The organism is Actinomyces sp. ph3, assembly GCF_000308055.1.
GTDB lineage: Bacteria > Actinomycetota > Actinomycetes > Actinomycetales > Actinomycetaceae > Pauljensenia.
The window spans coordinates 437,243-463,077 of sequence record NZ_CAGY01000001.1 but is presented as its reverse complement, the minus strand read 5'-3'; the positions used below and the strand labels follow the sequence as shown (position 1 = coordinate 463,077).

General features: G+C 54.8%; 22 protein-coding genes. 13 read left to right on the top strand and 9 right to left on the bottom strand.

Annotated elements, in window-relative coordinates; genetic code table 11:
- Nucleotides 1–95: 95 nt before the first annotated feature.
- Nucleotides 96–1,505, top strand: coding sequence for an amino acid permease (locus tag HGAS_RS02085; RefSeq protein ID WP_019126274.1), 1,410 nt, complete (start codon nt 96–98; stop codon nt 1,503–1,505).
- Nucleotides 1,506–2,475: 970 nt separating this feature from the next.
- On the opposite strand, the gene HGAS_RS08385 is transcribed toward HGAS_RS02085, so the two are convergent.
- Both HGAS_RS08385 and HGAS_RS02070 read right to left on the bottom strand, forming a co-directional pair.
- Entirely contained in the window at nt 2,476–2,853 is a 378-nt protein-coding gene (locus HGAS_RS08385; protein ID WP_148331424.1) for a hypothetical protein, read from the bottom strand.
- Nucleotides 2,854–2,939: 86 nt separating this feature from the next.
- A complete protein-coding gene (locus HGAS_RS02070) occupies nt 2,940–4,325 on the bottom strand; it encodes a hypothetical protein (RefSeq protein ID WP_019126271.1) in 1,386 nt (461 codons plus the stop codon).
- Between the two features lie 290 nt (nt 4,326–4,615).
- On the opposite strand from HGAS_RS02070, the gene HGAS_RS02065 reads away from it, so the two are divergent.
- From HGAS_RS02065 to HGAS_RS02050, 4 genes are all read left to right on the top strand, one after another.
- On the top strand, nt 4,616–4,897 hold the full coding sequence (locus tag HGAS_RS02065) for an HU family DNA-binding protein (RefSeq protein WP_009409106.1): 282 nt from the start codon (nt 4,616–4,618) through the stop codon (nt 4,895–4,897).
- A 271-nt stretch (nt 4,898–5,168) separates the two neighbouring features.
- Nucleotides 5,169–5,942 (top strand): glucosamine-6-phosphate deaminase, encoded by a 774-nt coding sequence (gene nagB / locus HGAS_RS02060; RefSeq protein WP_009409107.1) that lies wholly within the window; start codon nt 5,169–5,171, stop codon nt 5,940–5,942.
- Nucleotides 5,943–6,004: 62 nt separating this feature from the next.
- Entirely contained in the window at nt 6,005–6,340 is a 336-nt protein-coding gene (locus tag HGAS_RS02055; protein ID WP_019126270.1) for a DUF3039 domain-containing protein, read from the top strand.
- A complete protein-coding gene (locus HGAS_RS02050; RefSeq protein WP_019126269.1) occupies nt 6,337–8,136 on the top strand; it encodes a DEAD/DEAH box helicase in 1,800 nt (599 codons plus the stop codon). Before HGAS_RS02055 ends, HGAS_RS02050 begins: the two co-directional genes overlap by 4 nt.
- A gap of 102 nt (nt 8,137–8,238) precedes the next feature.
- Here the strand turns inward: HGAS_RS02050 and HGAS_RS02045 are convergent, their stop codons facing one another.
- Nucleotides 8,239–9,570: a nicotinate phosphoribosyltransferase gene (locus tag HGAS_RS02045; RefSeq protein ID WP_019126268.1), complete on the bottom strand. Its 1,332-nt coding sequence runs from the start codon at nt 9,568–9,570 to the stop codon at nt 8,239–8,241.
- Nucleotides 9,571–9,657: 87 nt separating this feature from the next.
- Here HGAS_RS02045 and HGAS_RS02040 point away from each other — a divergent pair, with 87 nt between their 5' ends.
- Genes HGAS_RS02040 through HGAS_RS02025 form a run of 4 tightly spaced genes read left to right on the top strand, consistent with a single transcriptional unit; the run spans nt 9,658 to nt 12,178 of the window.
- Nucleotides 9,658–9,948 carry an ATP-dependent Clp protease adaptor ClpS gene (locus HGAS_RS02040; protein WP_009409111.1) on the top strand — a complete coding sequence of 97 codons (291 nt, stop codon included), beginning with the start codon at nt 9,658–9,660 and terminating at the stop codon, nt 9,946–9,948.
- Complete coding sequence (locus tag HGAS_RS02035) at nt 9,945–10,520, top strand: DUF2017 family protein (protein ID WP_009409112.1); 576 nt, start codon at nt 9,945–9,947, stop codon at nt 10,518–10,520. Before HGAS_RS02040 ends, HGAS_RS02035 begins: the two co-directional genes overlap by 4 nt.
- Before the next feature lie 9 nt (nt 10,521–10,529).
- A complete protein-coding gene (gene murI / locus HGAS_RS02030; protein ID WP_019126267.1) occupies nt 10,530–11,372 on the top strand; it encodes a glutamate racemase in 843 nt (280 codons plus the stop codon).
- Nucleotides 11,369–12,178: an MBL fold metallo-hydrolase gene (locus HGAS_RS02025; protein WP_019126266.1), complete on the top strand. Its 810-nt coding sequence runs from the start codon at nt 11,369–11,371 to the stop codon at nt 12,176–12,178. The genes murI and HGAS_RS02025 overlap by 4 nt, the downstream gene beginning before the upstream one ends.
- A gap of 83 nt (nt 12,179–12,261) precedes the next feature.
- Here HGAS_RS02025 and rdgB read toward each other — a convergent pair whose 3' ends face one another.
- The gene (rdgB, locus tag HGAS_RS02020) at nt 12,262–12,897 is read right to left on the bottom strand and encodes an RdgB/HAM1 family non-canonical purine NTP pyrophosphatase (protein WP_019126265.1); all 636 of its coding nucleotides are present in this window, start codon (nt 12,895–12,897) and stop codon (nt 12,262–12,264) included.
- Entirely contained in the window at nt 12,894–13,673 is a 780-nt protein-coding gene (gene rph / locus HGAS_RS02015) for a ribonuclease PH (protein ID WP_019126264.1), read from the bottom strand. Before rph ends, rdgB begins: the two co-directional genes overlap by 4 nt.
- Nucleotides 13,674–13,700: 27 nt before the next feature.
- On the opposite strand from rph, the gene nudC reads away from it, so the two are divergent.
- Together nudC and HGAS_RS02005 are read left to right on the top strand one after the other, a co-directional pair.
- Nucleotides 13,701–14,735 carry an NAD(+) diphosphatase gene (nudC, locus tag HGAS_RS02010; RefSeq protein ID WP_019126263.1) on the top strand — a complete coding sequence of 345 codons (1,035 nt, stop codon included), beginning with the start codon at nt 13,701–13,703 and terminating at the stop codon, nt 14,733–14,735.
- Nucleotides 14,732–16,801 (top strand): ATP-dependent DNA helicase UvrD2, encoded by a 2,070-nt coding sequence (locus tag HGAS_RS02005; RefSeq protein ID WP_019126262.1) that lies wholly within the window; start codon nt 14,732–14,734, stop codon nt 16,799–16,801. Before nudC ends, HGAS_RS02005 begins: the two co-directional genes overlap by 4 nt.
- Here the strand turns inward: HGAS_RS02005 and HGAS_RS02000 are convergent, their stop codons facing one another.
- On the bottom strand, nt 16,802–17,560 hold the full coding sequence (locus HGAS_RS02000) for a hypothetical protein (protein ID WP_019126261.1): 759 nt from the start codon (nt 17,558–17,560) through the stop codon (nt 16,802–16,804).
- A gap of 127 nt (nt 17,561–17,687) precedes the next feature.
- A complete protein-coding gene (locus HGAS_RS01995; RefSeq protein ID WP_026066575.1) occupies nt 17,688–19,205 on the bottom strand; it encodes a zinc-dependent metalloprotease in 1,518 nt (505 codons plus the stop codon).
- A 166-nt stretch (nt 19,206–19,371) separates the two neighbouring features.
- On the opposite strand from HGAS_RS01995, the gene HGAS_RS01990 reads away from it, so the two are divergent.
- The gene (locus HGAS_RS01990; RefSeq protein ID WP_233993667.1) at nt 19,372–20,556 is read left to right on the top strand and encodes a PDZ domain-containing protein; all 1,185 of its coding nucleotides are present in this window, start codon (nt 19,372–19,374) and stop codon (nt 20,554–20,556) included.
- Nucleotides 20,557–20,564: 8 nt separating this feature from the next.
- Here HGAS_RS01990 and HGAS_RS01985 read toward each other — a convergent pair whose 3' ends face one another.
- Nucleotides 20,565–21,113, bottom strand: a complete 549-nt coding sequence (locus HGAS_RS01985; protein ID WP_009409123.1) for a PPA1309 family protein — start codon at nt 21,111–21,113, stop codon at nt 20,565–20,567.
- A 93-nt stretch (nt 21,114–21,206) separates the two neighbouring features.
- Between HGAS_RS01985 and HGAS_RS01980 the strand changes: the two genes are divergently transcribed.
- Nucleotides 21,207–24,224, top strand: a complete 3,018-nt coding sequence (locus HGAS_RS01980) for a UPF0182 family protein (protein ID WP_019126258.1) — start codon at nt 21,207–21,209, stop codon at nt 24,222–24,224.
- Between the two features lie 123 nt (nt 24,225–24,347).
- Here the strand turns inward: HGAS_RS01980 and HGAS_RS01975 are convergent, their stop codons facing one another.
- The gene (locus tag HGAS_RS01975) at nt 24,348–25,805 is read right to left on the bottom strand and encodes a sensor histidine kinase (protein WP_019126257.1); all 1,458 of its coding nucleotides are present in this window, start codon (nt 25,803–25,805) and stop codon (nt 24,348–24,350) included.
- Nucleotides 25,806–25,835 lie beyond the last annotated feature (30 nt).

The window sequence follows — 25,835 nt, the reverse complement described above, 5'->3', positions numbered from 1 at the left end:
CACTCAGCACGTCTGAGACTCAACATTTACCTGTTTCCGATTCGGCCCCTGACCATGAACGTACCGATTTAGCGCACGGGTTAAATCGGAGACATATGCAGATGATCGCTATTGGAGGTGCGATCGGAACTGGCTTGTTCGTCGCATCTGGAGCGACTGTATCAACTGCTGGTCCAGGTGGTGCTCTGGTTGCCTACGCTGCCGTAGGCATCATGGTTTTACTTGTTATGCAGTCACTCAGTGAGATGAGTGCTCATATGCCTGTTGTGGGCAACTATCAAACTTATGCATCTCGTTTTATTAGTCCCTCGTTTGGCTTCACAATGGGGTGGAACTCTTGGTTTAACTGGACAGTGACGGTATCAGCGGATCTTGTAGCCGCGGGTATTGTGATGTCCTATTGGTTTCCGGATGTGCCTGGCTGGGCGTGGGCCGCAGGATTCTTGCTACTCTTGACGCTCCTCAATGCTTTGAGTGCACGTATCTATGGTGAGGCAGAGTACTGGCTAGCAGCCATTAAAGTCGTCACAATCATTATTTTTCTTATCGCAGGAATTGCAATGATTGCGGGTGTACTGGGATATGGCTCGCCTGGACTCGCAAACTGGCGGATTGGTGATGCGCCCTTCCATGGAGGAATTCTCCCCATGGTTTCAGTATTTATGATCGCGAGCTTTTCCTTCCAAGGAACTGAACTCGTTGGAGTTGCTGCTGCGGAATCAGGGAATCCTCGTCGAGATGTTCCACGTGCGATTAAGTCGGTGTTTTGGCGAATTATGTTCTTCTATATCGGCGCGATCGCAATTATTGGAACCCTTATTCCATTCACCGATCCAAATCTGTTGAGAAATACCGAATCGGACATCGCCTATTCGCCATTTACCTTGGTGTTTGATCGCCTAGGTATTGCTGCAGCAGCAGCTGTTATGAACGCAGTGATCCTTACCTCTATCCTTTCAGCAGGAAATTCAGGCTTGTATGCCTCATCGAGGATGCTGCATGCGCTTGCAGTAAATGGCCATGCTCCGAGGATGTTCTGCCATGTAACGAAGAAGGGCGTCCCGAGGAATGCGATGCTTGCGACGATTGTGGTTTCAGCACTCGGTTTCTGTACCGCACTAGTCGGAGAGGGGACTGCCTACAGTTGGCTTGTCAGCATTGTTGGTGTTTCAGGTATTTTCATGTGGTTGGGGATTTGTGCCTGCCACATTCGCTTCCGTCGCGCGTACCTACTTCAGGGCTACAAACTCGACGACTTACCTTATCGTGCGCCTTTCTTCCCCCTCGCTCCCATTCTTGCATTCGTCATGTGCCTGATTGTCCTTGTCGGGCAGAATTACGAGGCCGTTCTCGCTGGAAACGTATGGGACGCCGTTTCCTCCTATATTGGGGTTCCTTTATTCCTTGGAGTCTGGTTGGGCTACCACCTTGTGAAAAAAGATCGCATGACTCCGCTCGCTGAACTTGATGTTCGGGGAGTCTCCTTCCAAGAGGCCAGTGAATAATTTCCCTTCCGTAGCGAGAGCTGGCGCTTAGTAGATGCAAGACAGCGCCGAGGCCTGAAAACCACATGGATTTTCGAGGCCTCGGCACTCGCTTCTGCTTAGTATTCCGTGTCCGCTAGCTTTAACGCGTGAATTGATTGCCGAGGCCGGGGGTGCGGGGCGGACACAGGTGATAGTGAACGTGTTCTGAGTAGCCGTAGTTGTGTCAGCTTTCTATTGGAATGGTTGCGTTTTTGGTTAAGAGATGAGCTCAGTGCCAAATGCTGTTTGCGCCACGGTGCATTTCCTTGCCATCGTTCGCCCAGCAACGAGTAGGGTCGCTTCCGAGACTTCCAGAGCAGGTCCATCCCAAGCTTGGGTCCTCGGTGTGGGTTTCAGCCCAATAAGACTGACCGGAGGAGGACAAACCGCCCTGAGAGGCAGTAGTGTAACCGGTTGACTGCGAGGCAGCGCCGCCACCGTTTGAACGCGAGCGGGCTTGGTGTTTGAGGATTGAGCCGCCCGCTCTATTTCCTATGTCGTGGTTTTGTCTGATTCTGAGTTCTTCGTCGCCGAGGAATGACTTTATCGAGAATCCAGATGATGGCGCTTTGGACGAAAGAAACCTCTGTCACGATGTAGGCAATGGTCATAAGTGTGGGGAGAAAGAAGAATGTGATAGCGACCCTGGATAGGTGAAAGGTACACTCTGATGCGCAAAACAAGAGTGCTTTCGCGTGTGCCAACGAATAGATGCTCAGCGCGGTGTAGGGGAGGATCCCCCATTTATTGACAATGTTCTGTTTCTTTTGGGTGGAATAGTCTGTTTCTTTAAGGGCCCATAAAATCAAGTACTTAAATGCTGCAATAGTCAAAAAGCCAATGAAAATTACCACGAGTGCGACGTCGGAATCGTGGGATAGGGATGATGGCCAGAGCGCGGACGGATTCATGATTCAAGCATAAGTCGCTGTCGCAGTACGGGGGTTTCCTAGTGGTCATCTTGGGGTGGGAGTGTTTGGCCTGGCGGTAGGCGTTTTTTGGCGTTGTCGAGCAGATTGGGGTCGGGTGTGAAGCAGAAAATGATGGTTTCTGGCGAGTTGCCCCAGCGTGAAAGAGTGATGCCGGTGAGCTCGAAGGTCCCGGTGCCAGGTATTGTGACAGGCTCTCCTTCAATGAGGTCACCGTAATAACCAGGTAGTGGAGGATCGTATCCCCACCCGCCCTCTAGAGCTGTTTTCATTCTGCCGTTTTCAATCCAGGCTCCTGAAAAGACAAAACTCGGATCGATGCTTCCTCGGACTGGGTGGAAGACGGTGTTGGAATGTACTGCGACTGTTTTGCAGGGTTGTGACATGGGTTCCTTCACTTCGTAATGCTGTGTGCATCCGCCAAGTAATAGTGGGATTGTGAGAGTGCTGCTCAGAAGCAGGGCTGTTGGGTGTCTCTTGACCATTACGGAATTTCTCCGATCGTGATGTAACCAAAGTACTTCTCAAATTCACTCCACGACATCGAGAACTCACCGTGCAAAATCGGACTTTGGTGACTTGTGCCAGAGTTTCTGCCGTGTGGATTGACGAGTGTTAGAGATGTTTCATTCGCGCTCATGATCATGTACGAATGCCGTGCATAGAGATCAATTCTGCGGGGGTGTCCATCAATTGATACTTCTGCCGGTTGGGAATTCTCATTTCCAAATATCGGTGCGTACACCGTTGCTGTAGTTACGGGCTTTCCCGACTGGAGTGCCTCTACAACTTCTTGGCGTTCCTGCGCATCGTAGTTTAGACCTGACCCGAAAATGCTCTTGATTGATGCCTCTTGATAATTGACTAAATGGCTTCCACGCCCCGTGACTCGCAGCAGTCCTTGGCCATTGGTGTTGGAAGTGATGCCATCCCCATTGAGAAAGGAACTCTCATTGACGCCCCCAGGTGTGAGCTGGGCATATGCTTTTTCATAGATGCTGACGACACTGGCGAATCCTCCTGAGTTTGCTCCATTTGCATAAGTCTCACGTACCAATACGAGTGAATAACTTCCTTGTGAGGGGAGTAGTGGATTGTCATAGATGCGCACCATGTATCCATCTACTTGACCTGAAGAATTGAAATGTTGAGTTACTCCCTTCGCCAGCTGTTCCTGTCCTTTTGGGGTGTTCATAAGTGCAAGAATTGCCGAAATAAAATAGCAGTCACCAATCGCTCCCTGTCGCACTTGACGAAGGTTGTAGTTTCCACTCTTCAATAGGGAGAGTTCTGTGTTGATTCGGGAGATATCCGCTTCGTTGAGCCGTCGTGTACGCGAGGGGTCCTTACTTGTTCCCGCTACTGATCTATCGCGCGAGACAGGTTCGAGCCTCAGTGCCTCACGCAATGCTCGTGATAAAATTTCGGCCGCCCATTTCAAAGATTCAATGCGGACGTAGTAATCGTGGGCGATCGATTCGGATTCGTGCGAAAAGCTCGCGTAGATGACCGGACGATCTTCCTTTGAGGCGGCCTCATAGATTCGATCCATTTCTGCCAGTCGGGGGAGCAATCGGTTGTGGACGTAGTGTTTGGCGCTTGCGACTTCACGAGCATAGCCGGCGATATCGGATGCAGCTGCTTCAAGCCCCTCATACAGGTGCGTGAAACGACATTGTTGTCTATTCGCCGACTCTTCAAAGGCTTCTCGAGAACGCCCGGTCCATATCGTTGTTTTCTGTATCGTTGTACGGAACTCGTCGCCGAGAATCTGCACTGCTTCCGCTTGGTCATGAATTCGAGCTGCAAGGTGATCTATTGCAGAAAGATCCCCGGGGACGTCCCCGATGAGTGAAGAGAAAACCCCCATAGCAACCATCCTCCAACCGGTCTTCGTCGACTAGTTCGCATACTACCGTCCTATGCGCCAGTTTGAAGGCCTTTTTGATTAACCGGCACAGAGCCGTGAACAACTAGTTTTTGAAGTGCAAGAAGAGCAAACCTGTGTTGCTCGACACAAAAAATCCCTAAAAAAGTCCAAAAAATTAAGACACGCCCTTAAAAGTCGCGGAAAAACTGACAAAAGTGCCATTTATTCCTTAATCTGTTCCCTGAAGCCACCGAAGTGGCATCCATAACCGACAAGAATGAGGTTTTTCAATGTCCGTCAACCGCACTGAACTTGTTGCCAAGATCGCCGAGCGCGCCAACATCTCGAAGGTCCACGCTGACGCCGCCCTTGCTGCGTTCCAGGATGTCCTGGTCGAGTCCCTGTCCAAGGGTGAGACCGTCAAGGTGACCGGCCTGCTCTCCGTCGAGCGCGTTGAGCGTGCAGCACGCACCGGCCGCAACCCCCGAACCGGCGAAGAGATCAAGATCCCCGCAGGCTTCGGCGTCAAGCTCTCCGCTGGCTCCACCCTGAAGAAGGCTGTCGCCAAGTGAACTCAGCCTTGCGCTGAAAAACACTGAAACTTCGATGCGTTTAATGCATCGATAATTTCACTCTCGTGTGTGCCCCGGTCCCCCGACCGGGGCACACACGCGTCTCAACACCGGGAGCTGAGATAGCTCGCTTGGCAACAGAGCTGGGTGTAAGCTGAAGGCGCACAAACTGTACACACAGGCGTGTTCGTTGCTTGGCCTCGAAACCCCATACTCTTGCGGCCACAGCTCTGTCCGCGCCTCGCGATCCCAACATCAATGAGGAGTTCCAATGCGGATTGCCATCTTGCCCACGCCCGAAGATATTGCCGTCGTCGCAGCCGATCGCATTCAAAGTCTTCTGGAGCGCAAGCCTTCTGCAGTACTTGGTCTTGCGACGGGCTCGACTCCGCTGCCTCTGTACGATGAGCTGACCAAGCGTTACGAAGCCGGCGAAATTTCTTTCGCGAACACTCAGTCTTTCAACCTTGACGAATACGTTGGCCTGCCCGAAGATCATCCCGAGGGCTACGCGAACTTCATTCATCGTTTCCTCGTTGATCGCGTTGATTTCCCCAAGGGGGCGGCACACGGCCCGAACGTCTGGACCGGTGACAATGACCAGGCCGCGGCTGACTACGACAAGGCGATTCGCGATGCCGGCGGCATTGACCTCCAGATTCTCGGAATTGGCGCAGACGGACACATCGGCTTCAATGAGCCCGGTGGATCCTTCGCCTCGCGCACTCACGTCGATGTCCTGACCGAACAGACTCGTCGCGATAACGCTCGTTTCTTCGATGGCGATATTACGAAGGTTCCTACCCACTGCATCACCCAGGGCCTGGGAACCATCATGGAGTCCGGAGAAGCCCTGCTGATTGCAACCGGCGCGGGAAAGGCCGAGGCCGTGCGTCAGCTGGTTGAGGGTGCGATTTCTGCCCGCTGGCCCGCCACCATTTTGCAGATGCATCCCAATGCCATTGTCCTTCTGGATGAGCCCGCAGCTCAGGGCTTGGAACTCGCGGATTTCTACCGCGAGGTGTGGGCTAAGCATCAAGCGTGATTCCCGTGTTTGCGGCCGTTTCTGATCAACATCGGAAGCGGCCGCGTCCTACAATAGGGGACATGTCTTTTCTTGATGAACCCCAGGGACCTTCCGCGCCTCAAGGCCCGCAAACCCAGTCGTCGACAGGCTTGCTTGAGCGCACCGAGGTTGAACAAGAGAAGAGCCCAGGAGATGGCGATCGCTTCGCGCACTTTGTCCGCCGTGATAAGGCTGACTCTTCAATGATTACCGGCCAGCCGGTGGTTGCGCTGTGCGGGAAAGTCTGGATTCCCACTCGAGATGCCTCGAAATACCCCGTCTGCCCGACCTGCAAGGAATTGCGTGATTCCATGGGTAAGAATGGCAGGAATTGGCCATTTTCTGATGGAAGCGGCCAGGGAGGTTCCGCGGAGTGAGTCCCACTGCGCAGGGGCCATCGCACGTATCTTCTTCCGCAGCCACTTCTCTTCCGCCTGCTTTCCCACGCCGAGCCCCCTGGGGAACAGCCGGAAGTCTTCGCGCGTGGCAGGCTGCAGCCTTGGAACAATACATGGCGGCGTCACCGCAAGACTTTCTTGCGGTTGCTACCCCCGGTGCGGGTAAAACGACCTTCGCTCTTCGGATTGCCGTCGAGCTCATGGGCGCCGGCGTTGTTGAGAAAGTTACGGTCGTTTGTCCGACCGAGCATCTCAAGAGCCAGTGGGCCGAGGCCGCTGGGCGCGTTGGGATCCACATCGATCCCGCGTTCTCGAACTCTCAAGGCATGGCGGGTTCACACTTTGACGGTGTAGCTGTGACTTATGCACAGGTTGCCTCGAATCCCATGGTTCATGCCGCCCGCACGCGCCTTCACCGCACCTTGGTGATCCTTGACGAGATTCACCACGCAGGTGATGCACTTTCGTGGGGCGATGGTGTTCGTGAAGCCTTTGACGAGGCCACGCGTCGCCTTGCGTTGACCGGTACTCCTTTCCGCTCCGACACTTCTGCGATTCCTTTTGTGCGCTACGAAGAAGACGATGAGGGGATCAAGCGCTCTAAAGCCGACTTCACCTACGGCTATGGCGATGCCCTTCGTGACTTCGTCGTTCGTCCAGTACTCTTCATGTCCTATTCGGGGCAGATGTCTTGGCGAACGAATGCGGGCGATATTTACACCGCGCGTCTGGGTGAGCCCCTCACCAAAGACCTGATGAAGCAAGCATGGCGAACGGCACTCGACCCGAAGGGGGAGTGGATCAGCGCAGTGTTGCAAGCAGCTGATCAGCGCTTGGAGGAAGTCCGGCGCCAGGTTCCCGACGCCGGCGGTTTGGTGATTGCCGCAGATCAAGAGAAAGCTCGCGCCTACGCTCGCCAACTACGAGCAATTACGGGGCAACGTCCAACCGTTGTCCTCTCCGATGACGCTGATGCATCTGAGCGCATCGACGAATTCCGTCAATCGACCGATAAATGGATGGTCGCTGTGCGTATGGTCTCCGAAGGCGTGGACGTTCCTCGCCTGAGTGTGGGGGTGTACGCAACCAACGCCTCGACTTCTCTTTTCTTTGCGCAGGCGGTTGGGCGTTTTGTGCGAGCCAGGCGCCGAGGCGAAACCGCGACGGTCTTCATTCCCTCCGTCTTGCCCTTGCTGAATTTGGCCGGGGAGATGGAAGTCCAGCGCGATCATGCACTGAACCGGCCTCCCTCGAAAGAGGGGGACATGTGGAACCCCGAAGACGCCATGGTTGCTCAGGCAAATAAGAGTGAGAGTGCCTCGAGTGATCTTCTCAATCAATTCGAGGCCTTGGGTGCCGATGCGCAATTTGATTCCGTGCTTTTTGATGGTGCCGCGTGGGGGACCGAGGCCGATGTCGGTTCCGTCGAGGAACAAGAGTATTTGGGAATTCCGGGCCTCCTAGAACCTGAGCAAGTGACCACTCTGCTTCGAGCACGCCAAGAAGAACAGCTGGCGACTCAGCGACGTGAAGCGAGTGCGCGGCGGGCACGCGAAGAAAATGCCAATATCCCGGCACACCGACTGCGAGCAGCTAAGCGCAAGGAACTTTCTCGCTTGGTGTCCTCGTGGTCTAGGCGTTCGGGACAACCTCACGCAAGTATTCACGCAGAACTACGACGTAGGGCTGGTGGACCAGAAATTGCCCAAGCGACGACGGAGCAGATCGAAGCCCGTATTGCTCTGTTGCGTGAGTGGTTTGTCGGCCGCGGGTAGGCATTTATTCGAGGCTGGTTAACTGAAAGACGATATACGGCTGTGGGGGCTGCGGTGAATTCTTTCACCGCAGCCCCCACAGCCGTCAATAATGTTGAGTGCTCAGATGTAACGCGTTGGAATTGCAGGTTCACCTTCCGATAAGCGCCATGCCTGGTAAGGAAGCTCATTACGTGAACGCAGGTGACGTGCCTGGGCCTCGGATAGCGCCTGAGAGCTCCACGCTTCGCTTTGGATTTCTCCATCGACGATCAGTGGAACTTGAAGGGGACGGGCGCCGTTTTCTTCGAAGAAAACAGAAGCCTCTTCAGCGCTTCCGGTGAACAGGATTTCTTCGCTGGCGTAGCCGTCCTCGTCGTAAAGGCGACCCGCATACTTCTTACCGGCAACGGTGTTCTTTGAAGCAGACTTCTTCGCAACACCCACCATATTTCCGTCACTGTCCTCGCGGGATACGAGCTTGTATACCAAGGCCGCGGTGGGGACGCCGGAACCGGTAATCAGACGTGTGCCAACACCGTAAGAATCGACGGGAGCGGCTCCCAAAGCTGCAATGGCATACTCGTCGAGATCGGAAGTCACGGTGATCTTCGTGGAGGTCGCACCGAGCGCATCCAGTTGTCCGCGCACCGTAAAGGCCTGAGCGACGAGGTCGCCGCTGTCCAAACGTACAGCGCCCAATTCTCCGCCTGCAGCGCGTGCGGCCTCGACGGCTGTCTTGACGCCCTCGGTGACGTTGTATGTATCGACCAGGAGAGTTGTATTCGGGCCAAGGGAGGCGATCTGAGCATCGAATGCTTGGCGCTCACTGTCGTGAAGCAGGGTGAATGCGTGGGCGGCAGTACCGATCACCGGGATTCCGTAGCGCTTGCCGGCCTCGAGATCCGAAGTGCCCGCGAAGCCGCCGATAACGGAGGCACGTGCTGCAGAGACAGCTGCGCGCTCGTGGCCTCGGCGTGCACCCATGTCCAGGCAGGGGCGTCCGTGCGCGGCAATTGTCATACGCGAAGCAGCAGAGGCGACTGCGCAATCGTAGTTGTAGATCGACAAAAGAAGTGTTTCCAGAAGGGTGCACTCGGCGAAGGTACCTTCAACGGTGAGTAGGGGAGAGCCCGGGAAATAGCACTCGCCTTCGGCATAGCCTGAAATATTCCCGCGGAAACGGAAGGTTGACAAGTACTCGAGAGCTGTATCAGAGACAACCTTCTTTTCGGCCAACCACTGGATTTGCTCAGGGGAGAACTCAAAGCGGTCCAAGGCCTCGAGAACCCGTCCCGTCCCCGCAACGACGCCGTAGCGGCGGGTAGCGGGAAGGCGCCGACCAAAGAGCTCGAAAACGCAGTGTCGATTCGCAGTCCCCGACTTCATGGCGGCGTCGAGCATGGTCAATTCGTACATATCCGTCAGAAGCGACGTTTCAAATGATGCAGGCATATCTCAAATTTAATCGCCTTCGTGGAAATATGTGCAAGAAATGCCAAAAATGCAGACAGGAGGGCATTTCATGCGTAGGCTTAAGGTATGTCGGGCGTTCCTGTGACGGCGAAAAATCCCAATGTCGGGACCGTAAAAGCGTCGGTGCCGAGGTGGAACCTCATTGTCTGGGATGACCCGATTAACTCATTGGACTACATCGCCGAAGTCCTTCACCGGCACTTCGGTTACCCGCGTCCTACGTGCGAAGCACTGACTTTGCAAGTGCACAGTGATGGACAGGCCATCATCGCCACTGGGCTACGTGAACGCGTCGAAGCAGACCTACAAACACTCCACGATTACGGAGTGCAATCAACATTGGAGCGTGTCACGTGATCGGCCCCTTTACCGTCTCACGACGGGGGATTAGCGCACCGATCGGAAGGGACTACAACCTTCTGATCCAGCAGCTCATCCACGAAATCCTTGTGGTCTTAGACGACCCGGGGGATTTCCCTATGTTCCTTTCCGCTGCAACCGGACTTGAGAGCGAACGTGCAGCAGCGATTGATCCTGCTCTGGATTTCCTTCTTCCCCCTATGAGCACGGATCCCCAAGAGGCGGCACGCTTGCGTGCGCTAACCGAGGACACGCTGCGTTCACAAAAATCTCAGCGACTTCGTACCGTGTGTAACCAACTCAACGATGTGCTGGTTGACGGAACAAACTACCTTGTTCTGGACGAAGAATCGACGTGGAATTGGCTTGGTGCCCTTACCGATATGCGCCTTGCTTTGGCTGGAGAACTGGGCATTCATAACGATTCTGACGTGATTCGGATCGAGACAATCGCTCAGGAAAAACCCGAGGGGACACGCGAGCAAAGCGCTGCCGCGATCTACCTACTGATCACATGGTGGCAAGAGTCACTGCTCAAATCTGTGCATCTCCAGGGTGAAGCGAGTTAGTTTCGTTGTATGGATAACGCGCCGATTGGTATTTTCGACTCTGGTTTAGGTGGACTCACGGTTGCGCGTGCCGTCATTGATCAGCTGCCAGACGAGGACATCGTTTACCTGGGGGACACGGCTCACGCTCCCTATGGTCCGCGTCCGATCGCCGAAGTTCGCCAATTGACGCTGTGGGGGCTTGACCGCCTTGTCGAGGCCGGAGCAAAGGCTTTGGTCATTGCATGCAATACTGCAACCGCTGCTGCGCTGTCGGACGCGCGGGAACGGTACTGGGTGGGCCGGCACATTCCCGTCATTGAGGTCGTGACCCCTGCCGCGCGTGCTGCTGTCGTTGCAACGCACAATCACAAGATTGGCGTGATTGGAACTCAGGCAACCATCCAATCGGAAGCCTATGTCAATGCTCTTGCTGCAGTTCCTGGTCTTCGAGTCTTCCAGCAGGCGTGCCCGCTTTTCGTCGAATACGTCGAGGCTGGGCAAACAGCAGGTCCTGAGCTGGAGGGTATTGCCCGCGAATACCTTGCTCCCCTGAAAGAAGAAGGTGTCGATACCCTGATTCTGGGCTGCACCCACTACCCGCTTCTTACCGGAGTTATCGGTCGAGTGATGGGGGATAACGTTCGTCTGGTTACCTCCTCGGCCACAACGGCGAATGTCACTTACAACGAGTTGGTTGACCGCGATCTGCTCCATGCGCCGCGCCGCGGCGCAGGTGATGAACCGCAGCACCAGTTCCTCACCACCGATGCTTCGTCGCGCTTCCCGATTCTTGCCCGCCGTTTCCTTGGGCCTGAGGTTCAAAGCGTGAGTGAAGTCCCATCCCTCCCGCTAGAAGGAGATGCTCAGTGAGGCTTCGTATCATCGGCTGCACGGGTTCAATGTCTGGACCTGATTCACCTGCATCCTGCTACCTGCTTCAAGCTCACGGTCCCGATGAAAGAACTGGGAGGCAGCGAACCTGGAACCTTGTCTTGGACATGGGGCCAGGATCTTTCGGTGAGTTGTGGCGTTACATTGAGCCAGCAGATCTTGATGCGGTGATTTTCTCGCACTGTCACGCGGACCACATGGGAGATGTGATTTCTCTGCACGTCTACCGGCGCTGGGGACCTGGTGCTTATCGTGATCCCATGGTTCTTGCAGGGCCGGCATGCTTACCGGACCGTGTTCGCCAGATCGACGGTGCTGACGAAGATGAAACCTATTCGACAGAGTTCATTTTCAAGGAACTCAAAGATGCTCAGAGTTGGTCTTTTGGTCCCTTCACCGTGAGTGCAGCGCAGGCATGGCACTCTGTACCAGCCTTCGGTGTTCGCATCAGCGGCCCTTCTGGTTTTTTAAAAGACGATACCTCTGGATCGCGCAGCACTTTCTTCTACACCGGCGATACTGATCTGTGTGACAGCATCGTTGAAGGCGCTCGCGGGGTAGATCTTCTTCTCAGTGAAGCAGGTTTTACTGAGGAAGACACCGTCGAGGGGATCCACATGGATGGTAGCCGTGCAGGTACCCTTGCCGCGCGTGCTGAAGTTGGTCGTGTCATTCTTACTCATATCCAGCCGTGGAATAATCCCGAGGCTACACGTTGGCAGGCACAGCAGGTCTACAGCGGGAACGTGGAGCTTGCGACGACCGGTATGTCTGTCGATTTCTAGAACGCGTAGGTACACCGATTCCGGGAAAAAGAAACGCGTAGCCGGAATCTCATCATCCGACTACGCGTTTTCCTGTGCGTTGCTTAGTTGCCTGCTAGAACCTCAATAATTCGCGGCGCAAGCGCGCGAAAAGCAATCCCGCGGTGGCTGATTGCATTCTTTTCCTCTGCAGTGAGCTGTGCTGCAGTGCGATCCATACCCGAGGGAATAAAAATTGGATCGTAACCAAATCCCCGCTCGCCTTGCGGAGCGGTCGTCAGGTGTCCTTCGACGCGTCCGAGCTCAACGAACTCAGTGCCATCGGGCAATACTAATGCTGCTGCGGAAACAAATGCAGCGCCTCGTAAGTGAAGCGGAACGTCGCTGAGCTGCGCAAGGAGTAACTCAAGGTTCGCACGGTCATTTCCATGAGCTCCGCTCCATCGGGCAGAGAAGATCCCGGGCGCGCCACCCATGATGTCAACGCACAGCCCGGAATCATCGGCGAGCGCAGCGATTCCAGTTGCTGCGCACAAAGAGCGAGCCTTGATCAAAGAGTTTTCGGCAAAAGTAGCGCCGTCTTCAACGGGCTCGGCGACATCGAAGTCGCTCATCCGTGCGATTCGACCGGCTCCCTCGGGGAGGAGGGGAGCGATGATTGCCTCGAGCTCTGCAACCTTGTGTGCATTTCCGGTCGCAAAAACCAGGCGAGGCGCATTTGCGCTGTGCACGGAGCTCACAGCGTGGCCTCGGAAGAAACGGTGACTCCCGGATCCGCTGCCAACGCGCGTGCCTGGAGGTCGCGAATCTGAGCATTACCGGCGGTTGCCAAGTCAAGAAGCTCGCCAAGTTCGGTGCGGGAGAAGAGCGCGTGTTCAGCGGTTCCCTGAACCTCAACGAAAGAACCCGAACCAGTCTGGATGACGTTCATATCTGTCTGCGCGCGCACATCTTCAACGTAGGGAAGATCGAGCATGGGGGTGCCATCGATGATGCCGACGGAAATCGCGCTTACCGAATCAGAGAGGACCTTCTGCGGAGAAGAAGCGGCGATGATCCCCTTTGAGATTCCCCAAGAAATCGCCTCGTAAAGCGCAACATAGGCGCCGGAAATTGAAGCGGTTCGGGTACCGCCATCGGCTCGCAAAACATCGCAGTCAAGGACCAGAGTGTTCTCTCCGAGCGCCTTGATATCAACGATCGCGCGAAGTGAACGGCCGATAAGACGCGAAATCTCGTGGGTGCGGCCGCCGATCTTTCCCTTGACGGATTCACGCTGAGAGCGCTCGGAAGTAGCTCGCGGAAGCATTGAATACTCTGCGGTTACCCAGCCCTCTCCGCTGTCGCGCTTCCAACGGGGGACGCCCTCGGTGAGCGAAGCAACGCACAGAACGCGCGTGTTCCCGCATTCGATCAGTGCGGATCCTTCGCCGGTTCCTGCCCAGGAACGAGTGATAGACATGGGGCGAAGCTGTGAGGGGGTGCGCCCATCGGCGCGAAGCTGAGAAGTAGTCATGACTCCAGCCTAACGCGCATTTGCGTTGTGACTGAAGCGAAGGACGGCTACGGTTACATCATGCCCCATTTTGACACGGTTACTGGTCTTCCTTTCGCCAATGAGCAGCTCTATTTCCCGCATGAACTGAGCGCATGGGCCCCGCGGATGACGCACAAAGGTGGGTACGAGGCAGTACGTGCTTCCTTAGCGCCCCACGCGCGTTCTTTGCGGGTTCTGGCAATGACCACTCAGGGGATGGTTGCGCTTACTTCCGATGGGAGCACTCCACTGCGAGCCGCGGATATTGGTCCTGCAGTTGAGGATGCGGAACGCGTGCTCTTTGGTGGGGTTGATTCTTCCGGTGTTGCGCGCTTTATCGCAATCCTTGACTCTCAAGAAGATTGGGGTGCGCTTGTTGAAGGAACTCACTCCCTCGCGGCCACTAGCGTAGCGTCGGCAGATCCTCAGTGGCTGTCTCTTCGGTATGAGGCAGCACTCCTTGAAGCTGCTGACTGTTCATCATGTGCGCGTGCCTTAGCCCTTCTGCGTTGGCATGAGCGTACGCGTTATTGCCCAAGGTGTGGCGGGAAACTCCAACACGAAAATGGGGGAGAGGCTCAACGGTGCGTCCAATGTGATCGCCTCGAATATCCCAGGCAAGATCCCGCAGTGATCGTTGCAATCACCGATGAGAAAGATCGTTTGCTGCTTGCACATAACCGGTCATGGAAACCGCGTTTCATGTCGCTTATTGCTGGTTTTGTTGAGGCAGGAGAAGCTCCTGAGCATGCGGTAGTTCGGGAAGCAAAAGAAGAGGCCTCTTTGGATGTTAAAGAGGTCCGCTATATTGCGACGCAGCCTTGGCCTTTCCCGCGCTCGGTCATGATTGGCTTTACCGGGAAAGTTTCTGGTACTCCGGATCCCTCTCCAGATATGGAAGAGGTGGATGCCATGAAATGGATGACGCGCGCGGAACTTATTGATGCGGTCAACAGTGGCGAGCTGGAGATCCCTACCCATACCGCGATCGCTCGCATGATGATCGACACTTGGTTGCATGCGGAAGGTGATGCACTGTGAGCGTCCAAGATGACGAACGCGCTGAACATCTTCTTGAAGCACTGGATCCCGATCAGCGCAGTGTCGCGCAATTCGTCTCTGGTCCAATGGCGGTGCTTGCGGGGGCTGGGACGGGTAAGACGCGAGCGATTACCTATCGCATTGCCTATGGCGTTGCACGCGGTGTCTACGAACCGACAAATGTCTTGGCAGTGACCTTCACGAAGAGAGCTGCAGTTGAGATGCGTGAGCGTCTGACAGCACTTGGGGTTCCCGGCGTCCAAGCACGGACTTTTCACTCGGCCGCCTTGCGCCAGCTCCAGTATTTTTGGCCAAGTGCCATCGGCGGGAGCATGCCACCCCTCATTGAGCACAAAGCATCCTTGATTTCCGCAGCTGCCGCACGAATCGGTATCCGTGCAGACAAAGCGCTCGTTCGCGATTTAGCCGCCGAGGTTGAGTGGTCGAAGGTCTCCATGCTCGATGCTGATGCCTATGCCGAGGCCGTTCGCACCAATAGGCGAACGCCGCCGGGTGACCTTAGCGTTGACGATGTTCTGGCACTGATGGACGCCTATCAGGAGGCCAAAGAGGACCGGGGGGTTCTCGATTTTGAAGATGTCTTGGTGCTGACGGCAGGAATCTTGCAGGACTATCCAGCTATTGCTCAACGGATTCATCGTCAATACCGCAGCTTCGTCGTCGATGAATATCAGGATGTCTCTGCCCTCCAACACCATGTTCTCAACCTTTGGCTTGGTGGGCGCCATGATATTTGCGTTGTTGGTGACGTTGCTCAGACTATTTATTCTTTTGCGGGTGCCTCACCGCGCTACCTTCAAGACTTTGCACAGGAGCACAAGGGAGCTCGCGTCGTGCAATTGGTTCGTGACTATCGGTCGACCCCACAGATCGTGAGTGCAGCGAATACCCTGATGAAGGGCGAACACTCGTCTGTTCTTAAAGGCGCCGTGAAATTGGTATCTCAGCGGGATAACGGTGTCCCTGTCGACTATCAGAGCTATGCGGACGACAATGCCGAGGCCGTGGGAATCGCGCGGCGGATCCGGGGGCTCCACGATGATGGAGTTTCGTATTCCTCGATCGCAATTCTTTATCGAACCAATGGCCAGTCAGAAAATTTCGAAGCCCAGCTGAGCGAGGCCGGCGTTCCCTTCCTGGTCCATTCTGGGATGCGCTTTTTTGAGCGCGAAGAGGTCCGCCGCGCGATGTTTCTATTAAAGAAGCAAGCGACAACTTTGCACAATCAAGGAATTGACGAGGCTGATGTTGTTCACTTGGTTGAAGATCTTCTTGGAATCGCTGGATGGTCCCCGCAGGCACCACAGGCTCAGGGCGCGGTTCGAGAACGATGGGACAACCTCAATGCCATTGTTGAAATGGCACGATCTTCTACCAATAACTCTTTCATTGGGTTCGTCAATAATCTTCTTGAGCGTGAGGTCTCACAAGCTGCCCCAACCACGGAGGGGGTCACACTCTCGACCCTTCACGCGGCAAAAGGACTGGAGTGGGAGCACGTTTTCCTTGCTGGGGTGAGTGAAGGGCTTATTCCGATCTCTCTTGCGCAGGGCGAAGATGCAATTGAGGAAGAAAAACGTCTGCTCTACGTGGGAATGACACGTGCTCGGGATCATCTTGCGATCTCGTATTCGCGTTCGCGTCACGGCGGGGGAAACCGCCAGCGTTCCCGCTTCATGAAGGATCTGTGGCCTCGAGAAGAACGACGCCAAGCCGGAGTTTCTTCAACGCGCGCAGGTACGTCTAAACGCAGCGCGGCCAAGGCAGCCCATGCTGAATTTGAGGAGAGTAATACTCCGGAGGTTGTTGAACTCTTCGAACGTTTACGTGCATGGCGAAAAGCTGAGGCAGAGGCTCGATTAGTTCCGGCTTACGCTGTTCTTACCGATAAGACCTTGAGAGATGTCGCTATCGCTCAGCCCAAGACGCTGACTCAGCTTCGGGTTATTCGCGGAATTGGCGAAGTGAAAATCGACTACTTCGGGCCTCAAATTTTGGCAATTATCCGCGGCGAAGAAGTCCAAGTGGAAACAGAGCAGGCGTAACTATGAGGCAATGCGGTAGCGGTGATTATGACTGAGCATGTCGAATTCGCCGATACTCGTAGACAAAGTAGCTGTTGTCAGCGAAGGCGCCGGAGACTGTGAGACTGCTGCACTGGTGCAGCCACAGAGAGGATCATTATCGACCTCGATCCATGAAACCTCTCCTTCTGTCGTGATGCGTAGAAAACGGTTCATGCTCGATCGTCGGTCCATGCCGAAGCGTGCAAAGTCGTAAATCATCAAAGAGAGCCAAGCTGCAGCCATGTGAGTGAGCCAGGGGAGTGGCGTTTCAAAACGCCATAGTTCAAGGTCGCGACCGAGGTTAGGAAGTGAATGGTGGTCGGATTGTGTGGTCTCAAGACAACGCGCACAGCAGGTGACCCCCGGCACTACCAGCGGACCGATGTCCCAGTAGCTCTCATTCCTGCAGGTGAGGAGATGCGGGATATCGCAGTGCATCATTGCGTCCGCCTTCTCGAGATCATGGGAACCCACGGAAGCGATAATTCCCAAATCGATAGGGGAGTACGAACTGCAATAGCGCAGATGAGGATAGTGCTTAGCGAGGTGTGAGCGAAGGGCTTGCGAACGTCGTGGAAACAGGCGTTCCTCCGGAAGAAGGCCTGCTAATTCAGCACTCAGTCGACGTGAATCAACAAGACGAAGTCTAAGCTCAGGCAGGGTTTGAATGATGAGTTCTACTGCCGCGATGGTCACGGGGTCAATTCCGTTAATTTCGATACTCAGGGGGCTTGCCATTTTTCCTCCGCACTGTGGAATAGGGAATTCCTATTGTGCGTGGGAGATTGCACTTATGGGCAAGAACTAAGAATCTGTGGAAAACTCCGATGAGGCCTTCAGCCTGTGGATTATTTGGTCAATAAATTCAGGATTGGGACTCCGGCCCATTATCTGAAGATTGATCGTCATCCGAAGCGTTACCTTCGCCCTCAGATGCGTCTCCAATATCAAAACCTGCCTTACGCAGGGTATCTGCCTCGGGGTCAATCGTGGGATCAAGCCCCTCAGCCCATCCCATTGAACCATCCAATAGCGACTCAAGTGCCTGGTCGATATCGGCGCTGGCCTCGGCCTCGGCGCGTCGAAGCGAAACAAAGGTTTCTGGAGAATCGAGCTCATTGCTATTGGGAATCAAATCGGGGTGGGCCCACAGCTTTTCGCGGGCTTTGCTGCCCTCTTCTTGAGTGACCAATTGGAAGAGCTTGGCTGCATCGCGAGCACGACGCGGACGCATCTTTAAGCCAATTAAGCTTCCAAGAATCTTCTCGACGGGACCGCCCAATGCCCGCCGACGGCGCATCAGCTCGCGCAGCTGCTCGAGGTGGGGAAGATAGGGGCGTGCTGCCTGTGAGGTGACAACATCCACCCAGCCTTCGATCAGGGCAAGAAGATTTTCCACACGTTCTAATGCTGCACGTTGTTCGGGCGTCGGTGCGGCTGCGAAGATCTGTTCGTTCAGCGAATCTTCATTGAACTCAGGGTTCGCTGGGTCAAGACGAGTCGCGGCCTCGGCGACGGCCTCGCTATCGATCGCAATATGCTGCGCGTATCGCTCGACTGCACGCGTAAGATCACCAGCCAGCCAGGCAACACCGGCGAAGAGACGATGATGTGCGCACTCGCGCAAAGCAATGAACTGAAGCACTTCTTCGAAGGGAATTTCAAGTTCATCAGCGAAATCTTCGATATTACGAGCGACGAGGGCTGTGGTCGAACCATCCGCAAGGGGAATACCGACGTCTGTTGATCCCAGAGCGCTTTGAGCAATCTGGCCCAAAGCCATTCCAATTTGGCTTGCAAAAAGGAACGAGGACATCTTGGGCAAAATATCGCGAGTTGAGTTAAGAAGACTTGAAATATCTGGAACCGAATCTGACAGCGAGGGATCAATATCCGCGATGTGCTTTTGCTGCTCATCGAGGATACTTTCAAAGGCCTGAGCAACATTTGCAGCAACCGGTTCGCAAATACGCTTCCATACCTCAGCGGTGCCATCAATCCATTCGGAGCGAGTCCATACCTGACGATTGACGTTGCCGGGGCCAAATTCGACAACAGCATCTAGCCACAGGTCAGCAACAGACATTGCTTCGCGAGTTCGTTGAGCTTGCGCTGCGGTGACGGCGGTTTCTTTCGAATCCCAAGATTTCGTGTGTGCGACTTGTAAGGCGCTCTTCCAATCAACAGGACCGCTGGCAGGGCCGTTCATCATCATCGCGAATTGAGTGAGCGCCTGCTTCATCATGTAGGGATCAGGGAATTGACTGTTGAGGCTTTCGGGGTCAATGCCTCGGGCGCGCATGGATTCCATTGCAGCGCGAGCGGCCTGCTCGCCCAGCAACTGACGTAGGAACTCTTCCATGTTCGACTCGTTGTCACTCATATCACGAGCCTAATAGTCAAGGAACAAGAAGTACTAGAGATATCGCGCTCTTTCCGCTCAACTTTGCTCATAGCGCAATTAGATGGGGAGTGAAGATGCCTCCTCTTTCTTCAGTTTTCATGACTTTTCAGGACACGAAGTGAGCAGCTGAGAGACAATGGCAGGTATGAATGACAACGAAGACCTCGAATTTGAAGAGACCGACACTACGCAACGCAGTGAGCGGACTCTTCGATGGCTTCGTCGTCTAACCGCTGGCGTAGTGGCGTTGACTTTGGTCATTATCGCCTGCACTGTAATCCCGCTGCCCTACGTTGCAAGGCTTCCCGGACCAACGGTTGATGTCCTGGGGAAGACTCAGGATCAGCAGGGTGGCTTGATAGAGATTTTGTCGATCACGGGTACCAATCCACAAACTGGCGAAGAAATCACGAACCCCGACCCCACCGCCCCCAAGGAAGGCGGGCAACTCCGCATGGTGACCGTCACGGAAATGGGAGGGCCGGGCAGGCGTCTCAATGTCTTTGGATGGATTCAAGCGAAACTGACGCCGGCCTCGGAAATGATCCCGTACTCAAAGGTTTACCCAGCGAATGTGACCCGTGAGCAAGTGGATAACCGGAACGCTCATCAGATGGAGAACTCGCAGTACTCCGCTCAGATCGCCGCGCTCGCGGAACTGGGATGGAAGGTACCCGCAACCGTGTATATCTCCGGTGCGGTCGAGGGCTCAGATGCGGTTGGAAAAGTTCAAGACTCTGACATTTTGGAGTCGATCCAGACCCCCGATGGGGTGGTGCACCCGATTGAAACGGCGGCAGATCCCTTCGTGATCATGCATTCTGTTGCTCCTGGCTCCACCGTTACGATCACCCTGAAGCGTGAAGACGTCGAACACACAGAGACAATCGTCACATCTGCGCCTGAAGATGGATCTCAGGGCTCAAAAATGGGAATTTATCTGGGTGTTAAGGCCGATATTCCCGTAGAAATTAACTTCGCTATGAAAGATATTGGCGGCCCTTCGGCGGGAATGATGTTCTCGCTGGCAATTATTGACCGCTTGAGTGAAGGAGACATGACGGGAGGCCAATCAATCGCGGGTACTGGGACGATTTCCTACGACGGTACGGTTGGGCCAATCGGTGGGATCGCACAGAAAATGCAGGGTGCAAAGCGCGATGGGGCCAGCTGGTTCCTTGCACCGGAAAGCAATTGCGATCAGGTGATCGGGCACGTTCCCGAAGGGCTGCGTGTCGTTCGCGTTTCGACCCTTCATGAAGCGCACGAGGACGTGGTCGCGATTGGCCAGAATCGTGGGGATTCCCTACCAACCTGCGAGGCGAAGTAACAAAATTTTCAGTCCGAGAGCGAGGCCAGAAGAGCGTCGGTCAGGCTGGGAACCAAACGTGATCCTTGGCCGACCTTGTCATCGCTATCGAAAGTGCGGGCACGAAGGGCACTCCATGTTTCGCCACTGCGCAATGCTCCCGCGGCGATACGGACATCAGTAGCTTGGGGATGGTTTGAGATGAAGGCAATGGCTTCTTCGGGATCTGCTGGGGCCTGAGCCTCGACTTCAGGCGGAACAATGACGCGTTCGACGCTTAAAGCTGCACCCACGACCGAAGGGGGCCAGGCAAGATGAGCGAGCATTTCTTCGAGGTCGTCTCCTTGGAAGTCCTCTTGGATGATTGCGCTGAGGTGCTCGTCCGTCCCATCCCATTCCTTGCGGAGTGCGTCCTTGAGCTCATCGGGTAGATCGGGCTGCTCGAGCAACATTGCGGTGTGAACCAAAGCGTAGAGAGAAGGCGCGTGGTCCCAGCCCACGACCGATGCTGCTTTTTCGATGTCAATAACAACGTGCGCAAGAGCAATTTGACGTGCAGTAGGAGTCAGTTCAACCATGGTGTCATTTTCCCATAGGCGAAAGACAGACGCAGATGCATGAGTCTCTCGTTAGAATAGGAACACTGTGATCACTCTTCGAGAGGATGTCTTGTGAGCGATTCTCCGTTCTTTCCTGACCATCAGCCAATTCAATTGCCCAAAATTGAGATCCGACGCCCAAAGGTGGGGCCGGGGGCAATTACCGTTATGGTTCTGGTGCTTCTTGGACTTTTTGTCTACGCGGCTTCTTCATTCTGGACTGAAATTTTGTGGTTCCAGCAGATGCACGCGACTCGGATCTTACTGACGCGTTGGGGAGTGATTGCAGGCTTAGCCGTCGTCGGTGTCGTCTTGTCAGTCGCTGTGCTGCGCATCATGATCGGCCTGGCCCATCGTCACCGTGTATCGTCAAAGCGCGGCGAAGCCGCCGCGAATCTGAGGCAGTACCAAGACGCTATCGAGCCTTTTAAGAAGTTTGCCTTCTGGCTGGTTGCATTGGTTCTGGGTATCCCTGCAGGCCTTCGTCTTGCGGAAGGCTGGCAGACAGTCCTCACCTGGCTCAATGCGACGCCTTTTGGAAAGACGGATCCGATTTTTGGCTGGGATATCTCTTTCTTCGTTTTCACTCTTCCATTCTTGGAGCTCGTTGTTTCCTTCCTGCTCCATTTGGTGTTCCTTTCGCTCATCGTCTCGATCGTTGCCTCGTACCTCTACGGTGGTTTGCAGGTGGTACCACGTCCGCACGCGACTGTGCCGGTGCGTCGTCACCTGGGGATTTTGGCCGCGATTGCCTCGGTGATTATCGGTGTGCAGTACTGGATTGGACGGTACTCGCTGCTGACTCAGAGCGGTGACAATATTGATGGCGCAATGTATGCGGATGTCAATGCAACGCTTCCCGCGCACTCGATCTTGGCTGCTATTTCCATCGCTGTTGCCGCTTTGTTCCTTGTGGCCGCATTCAGGGGAACGTGGCGCCTTCCAACGATCGGCGTTGTGGTTACAGTCGTTGCGGCATTGGTGATTGGTGGCGCATACCCGGCGTTGATCGAACAATTCCGTGTACGCCCAAATGCGCGTTCGCTGAACGCCCAGTATATTCAGCACAATATTGATGCGACCTTGGAAGCTTACGGGCTCGATGATCTGGACTATCAGACCTACGATGCGACGACCACCGCTCAACCCGGGCAGCTTCGTGAAGACTCCGAGTCAACTTCACAGATTCGTCTTCTTGACCCTCAGGTGATTCGCAAGACTGTCCAGCAGTTGCAGCAGTCGCGTCCCTACTACTCCTTCGATTCCGGTTTCTTCGTCGACCGATACACCATTAACGGTGAACGTCGCGATACCGTTATTTCAATGCGTGAGCTGAACTTGGCAGGCCTGTCTCAAGAACAGCAGAACTGGGTGAACCGTCATACCGTTTACACGCACGGTTTCGGTGTTGTAGCTGCCTACGGTAACACCATCACCTCTGATGGCCTTCCCGCCTACTGGGAGCAGTCCATCCCCTCAAAGGGAGAGATTGGCGAGTACGAGCCTCGTGTGTACTTCTCGCAGTCGGCCCCCGACTATTCGATCGTCGGCGGCCCTGAAGGAACTCCTAACCAAGAGCTCGACTACCCGGATGACAACGCGCCTGGCGGCCAGGTCTCCACGACCTTCAAGGGTAATGGCGGTCCTTCGGTTGGGAACGTTTGGAATAAGCTTCTGTACTCGATTAAGTTCGGGTCAACCGATATCTTCTTCTCCTCGCAAACGAATCAGGAATCGCAGATTCTCTACGATCGTGATCCGCTTCTTCGCGTTGCAAAGGTTGCTCCCTACCTGACACTGGAACAGAAGGCATACCCTGCCGTTGTCGATACGGATGGTGACCCCTCGACGCCCAAGCGCCTTGTTTGGGTTGTCGACGCATACACGACAACGGATTCCTATCCTTATGCTCAGCATCAATCGCTGTCGTCCAGCACGGTTGATTCGCGTTCGCAGTCGGTGGGGCAGTACATCCAGGAAAACTCCATCAACTACATGCGTAATTCTGTCAAGGCGATTGTTGATGCCTACGACGGATCGGTGCGTCTCTTCCAGTGGGATGAAAAAGATCCCATTCTGTCGACGTGGATGAAGATTTATCCGGGAAGTGTCGAATCGAAGCAGAATATTTCCGCTGACCTCATGGGCCATCTGCGCTACCCCGAGGATATGTTCAAGGTCCAGCGTGACCTGCTGACCTCTTACCACGTGCGCGATGCCTCTGATTTCTACACCGGTGGTGACCGCTGGCGCCTTGCTGAGGAAACCTCTACAGCCGCAACTGCAAATGGGGCATCGACTGCTACCATGAGCAGCGCGCAGCAGCAGGCAGTCCGCGTGCAACCGCCGTATTACCTAACCATGCAGATGCCAGGGCAGCAGAGCGCAGAATTCTCATTGACCTCCGTTTTCGTTCCGGGTGGGGAATCCAAGCGCGAGGCCATGGCTGGATTCCTCGCGGTTGATTCTGAAACCGGAAGCGAGGCCGGCAAGGTTCGTGAGGGCTACGGCAAGCTACGGCTGATTGCGCTTCCGTCTTCGACGACGGTCCCCGGTCCGGGACAGATCCAGAACGCCTACGACACCAATCAAACGATTGCCTCGCAGCTCAATGTTTTGAACCTGTCTGATTCCACGGTTATCAGGGGTAACTTGTTGACTCTGCCCGTTGGTGGTGGCCTGCTCTACGTCCAGCCGGTCTATATCCAAGGTTCGGGTGGAGCAAACTACCCGGTCTTGCGTTTTGTGCTGACAGCCTTCGGTAACAGAGTTGGTTTTGCGCCCACACTGGCAGAATCCCTTGACCAAACCTTCGGCGGTGATTCCGCTGCGAAGGTCGCCGGCGGTGATCAATCTACCGATAAGAATAAGGGCGGTGGCGATCAACAAAACCAGGCTGAAAGTGAGCCCTCCAAGCAGCTTGCTTCGGCACTTCAAGATGCTAACCAAGCCATCCAAGATGGTCAGAATGCACTGAAGAACAACGACTGGGCAGCCTATGGCGAATCACAGAAGCGTCTAAATGATGCTCTGACGAAGGCTATCGACGCCCAAAAGAAGCTGGATGCCCAAAGCGGCTCTGGTTCCTGATAGCTCAATTTGAGTAAAGGCGTGGGTCCGGGTGAGGAATACTCACCCGGACCCACAGTCGTTTCACGTCGGGTGTCGTCGACATGCAGGAGAATGGAAGCGGTTTTTCGCTATGTTGGGCTCTTAGTTATTCAGGTGGGCCCTGATGACGACGGTAGTTCCGCATTCGGCTCCTGGCAGCCATTCAATATTTCCTTGAAGTTCTGAACGGACCATTTGGCTGACAATCTGAGTTCCCAGACCGGTCATCGCCCGCCCGGGTTGGATTCCTGCCCCGTTGTCTGAAACAGTGACCGTGAGCTGGCTGTCATTACGTTCAGCATGGACTTGAACCAGCCCGTCCTTGTCGGCAAGTCCGTGCTCAACCGAATTTGACACAAGTTCATTCAAGACCGTTGCCATTGCCTGAGCCTGAGGGGCCTCAAGGCTACCGAATTCTCCAGTTGTCACTACGTCAACGGAATGATCGGTTGAGGCAACCGTACCTGCCATGCGGACGATTGTTCGTGCGACCTCGTCGAAATCTACCTGTTCATTAACATTTTGAGAAAGAGCCTCGTGGACGGTAGCGATCGCTTGAACACGGCGTTCGGCCTCTTGAAGTGCCGTTTGAACACTTTCGGAGTCAGAACGACGTGCTTGGAGACGCAATAGCGCGGAAACGGTTTGCAGGTTGTTCTTCACACGATGGTGAATTTCGCGAATCGTTGCATCCTTCGTCATCAATTCCTGCTCGCGTCTACGCAGTTCGGACAGATCGCGAGTCAAAATGACAGCGCCCAAACGTTTGCGTCCGTTAAATAAAGGAAGAGCGCGCATTGTGACCGTTGAGCCCTGAACACTCAATTCAACGCGCCAAGGCGCACGGCCCATAACAACTACTGCTAAGGACTCTTCAACGATTGTCGAGTCAGAAACAACGTCGGTAATGCGTTGCGCAAGCACCTCTCCAAGAACAGATTCCCGAATTCCTAAACTACGCAAGCACGAGGTCGCATTCGGGGTTGCCTGTAGAACCTTGCCCTCAGGGTCAATCAAAATGGCACCGTCCTGGACGCGAGGAACGCCGTGTCCAGTGATTGTCGGGGCAGAATCGTAGGGATACTCACCGCGAGAAATCATTTCGCAGAGGACATCCGCGGCGTCTCCAGTCCACGTGTCAAAACCTTGAACAGAGCGGGGGGAAGAGAGATTTGCTTCGCGGGTCAGTACAGCAACAACCTCGCCCTGGTAGGGGATTGGAACGCAGGTCTCCATCATCGAGTACGTGCCAGCCCAGTGCGCCGCAGTTGGTCGAACGACTTCGCAGGTTTCCATGGCGCGACGAAGCTCAGCCTCGCGAGCAAGCGGCAGATAAAGGCCTCGTGGATCCTCGGCGTGCACGGTAACAGACGTCGATGGACGGCAACTTTCAACTGCAATAAACCGATTGTCATCTGTGGGAAGCCACAGAACTAAGTCCGCAGCGGCAAGGTCAGCGATGACCTGCCAATCTTCAAGAAGCCGATGTAATAGCTCGATCGCACCTGTGGGAATGGGAGTAGCAGATGCAGATTCAGCGATCTGGGTCAGTGTGGGCATGTATTCACAATAGCGTCATAGCGGAAGTTG

What these genes read in the sequence shown, in the direction of transcription:
- HGAS_RS02085 (WP_019126274.1), top strand. Translation starts at nt 96, where the DNA reads ATGCAGATGATCGCTATTGGAGGTGCGATCGGAACTGGCTTGTTCGTC.
- HGAS_RS02070 (WP_019126271.1), bottom strand. Translation starts at nt 4,325, where the DNA reads ATGGGGGTTTTCTCTTCACTCATCGGGGACGTCCCCGGGGATCTTTCT.
- HGAS_RS02065 (WP_009409106.1), top strand. Translation starts at nt 4,616, where the DNA reads ATGTCCGTCAACCGCACTGAACTTGTTGCCAAGATCGCCGAGCGCGCC.
- nagB (WP_009409107.1), top strand. Translation starts at nt 5,169, where the DNA reads ATGCGGATTGCCATCTTGCCCACGCCCGAAGATATTGCCGTCGTCGCA.
- HGAS_RS02055 (WP_019126270.1), top strand. Translation starts at nt 6,005, where the DNA reads ATGTCTTTTCTTGATGAACCCCAGGGACCTTCCGCGCCTCAAGGCCCG.
- HGAS_RS02045 (WP_019126268.1), bottom strand. Translation starts at nt 9,570, where the DNA reads ATGCCTGCATCATTTGAAACGTCGCTTCTGACGGATATGTACGAATTG.
- HGAS_RS02040 (WP_009409111.1), top strand. Translation starts at nt 9,658, where the DNA reads ATGTCGGGCGTTCCTGTGACGGCGAAAAATCCCAATGTCGGGACCGTA.
- murI (WP_019126267.1), top strand. Translation starts at nt 10,530, where the DNA reads ATGGATAACGCGCCGATTGGTATTTTCGACTCTGGTTTAGGTGGACTC.
- rph (WP_019126264.1), bottom strand. Translation starts at nt 13,673, where the DNA reads ATGACTACTTCTCAGCTTCGCGCCGATGGGCGCACCCCCTCACAGCTT.
- HGAS_RS02000 (WP_019126261.1), bottom strand. Translation starts at nt 17,560, where the DNA reads ATGGCAAGCCCCCTGAGTATCGAAATTAACGGAATTGACCCCGTGACC.
- HGAS_RS01995 (WP_026066575.1), bottom strand. Translation starts at nt 19,205, where the DNA reads ATGAGTGACAACGAGTCGAACATGGAAGAGTTCCTACGTCAGTTGCTG.
- HGAS_RS01990 (WP_233993667.1), top strand. Translation starts at nt 19,372, where the DNA reads ATGAATGACAACGAAGACCTCGAATTTGAAGAGACCGACACTACGCAA.
- HGAS_RS01985 (WP_009409123.1), bottom strand. Translation starts at nt 21,113, where the DNA reads ATGGTTGAACTGACTCCTACTGCACGTCAAATTGCTCTTGCGCACGTT.
- HGAS_RS01975 (WP_019126257.1), bottom strand. Translation starts at nt 25,805, where the DNA reads ATGCCCACACTGACCCAGATCGCTGAATCTGCATCTGCTACTCCCATT.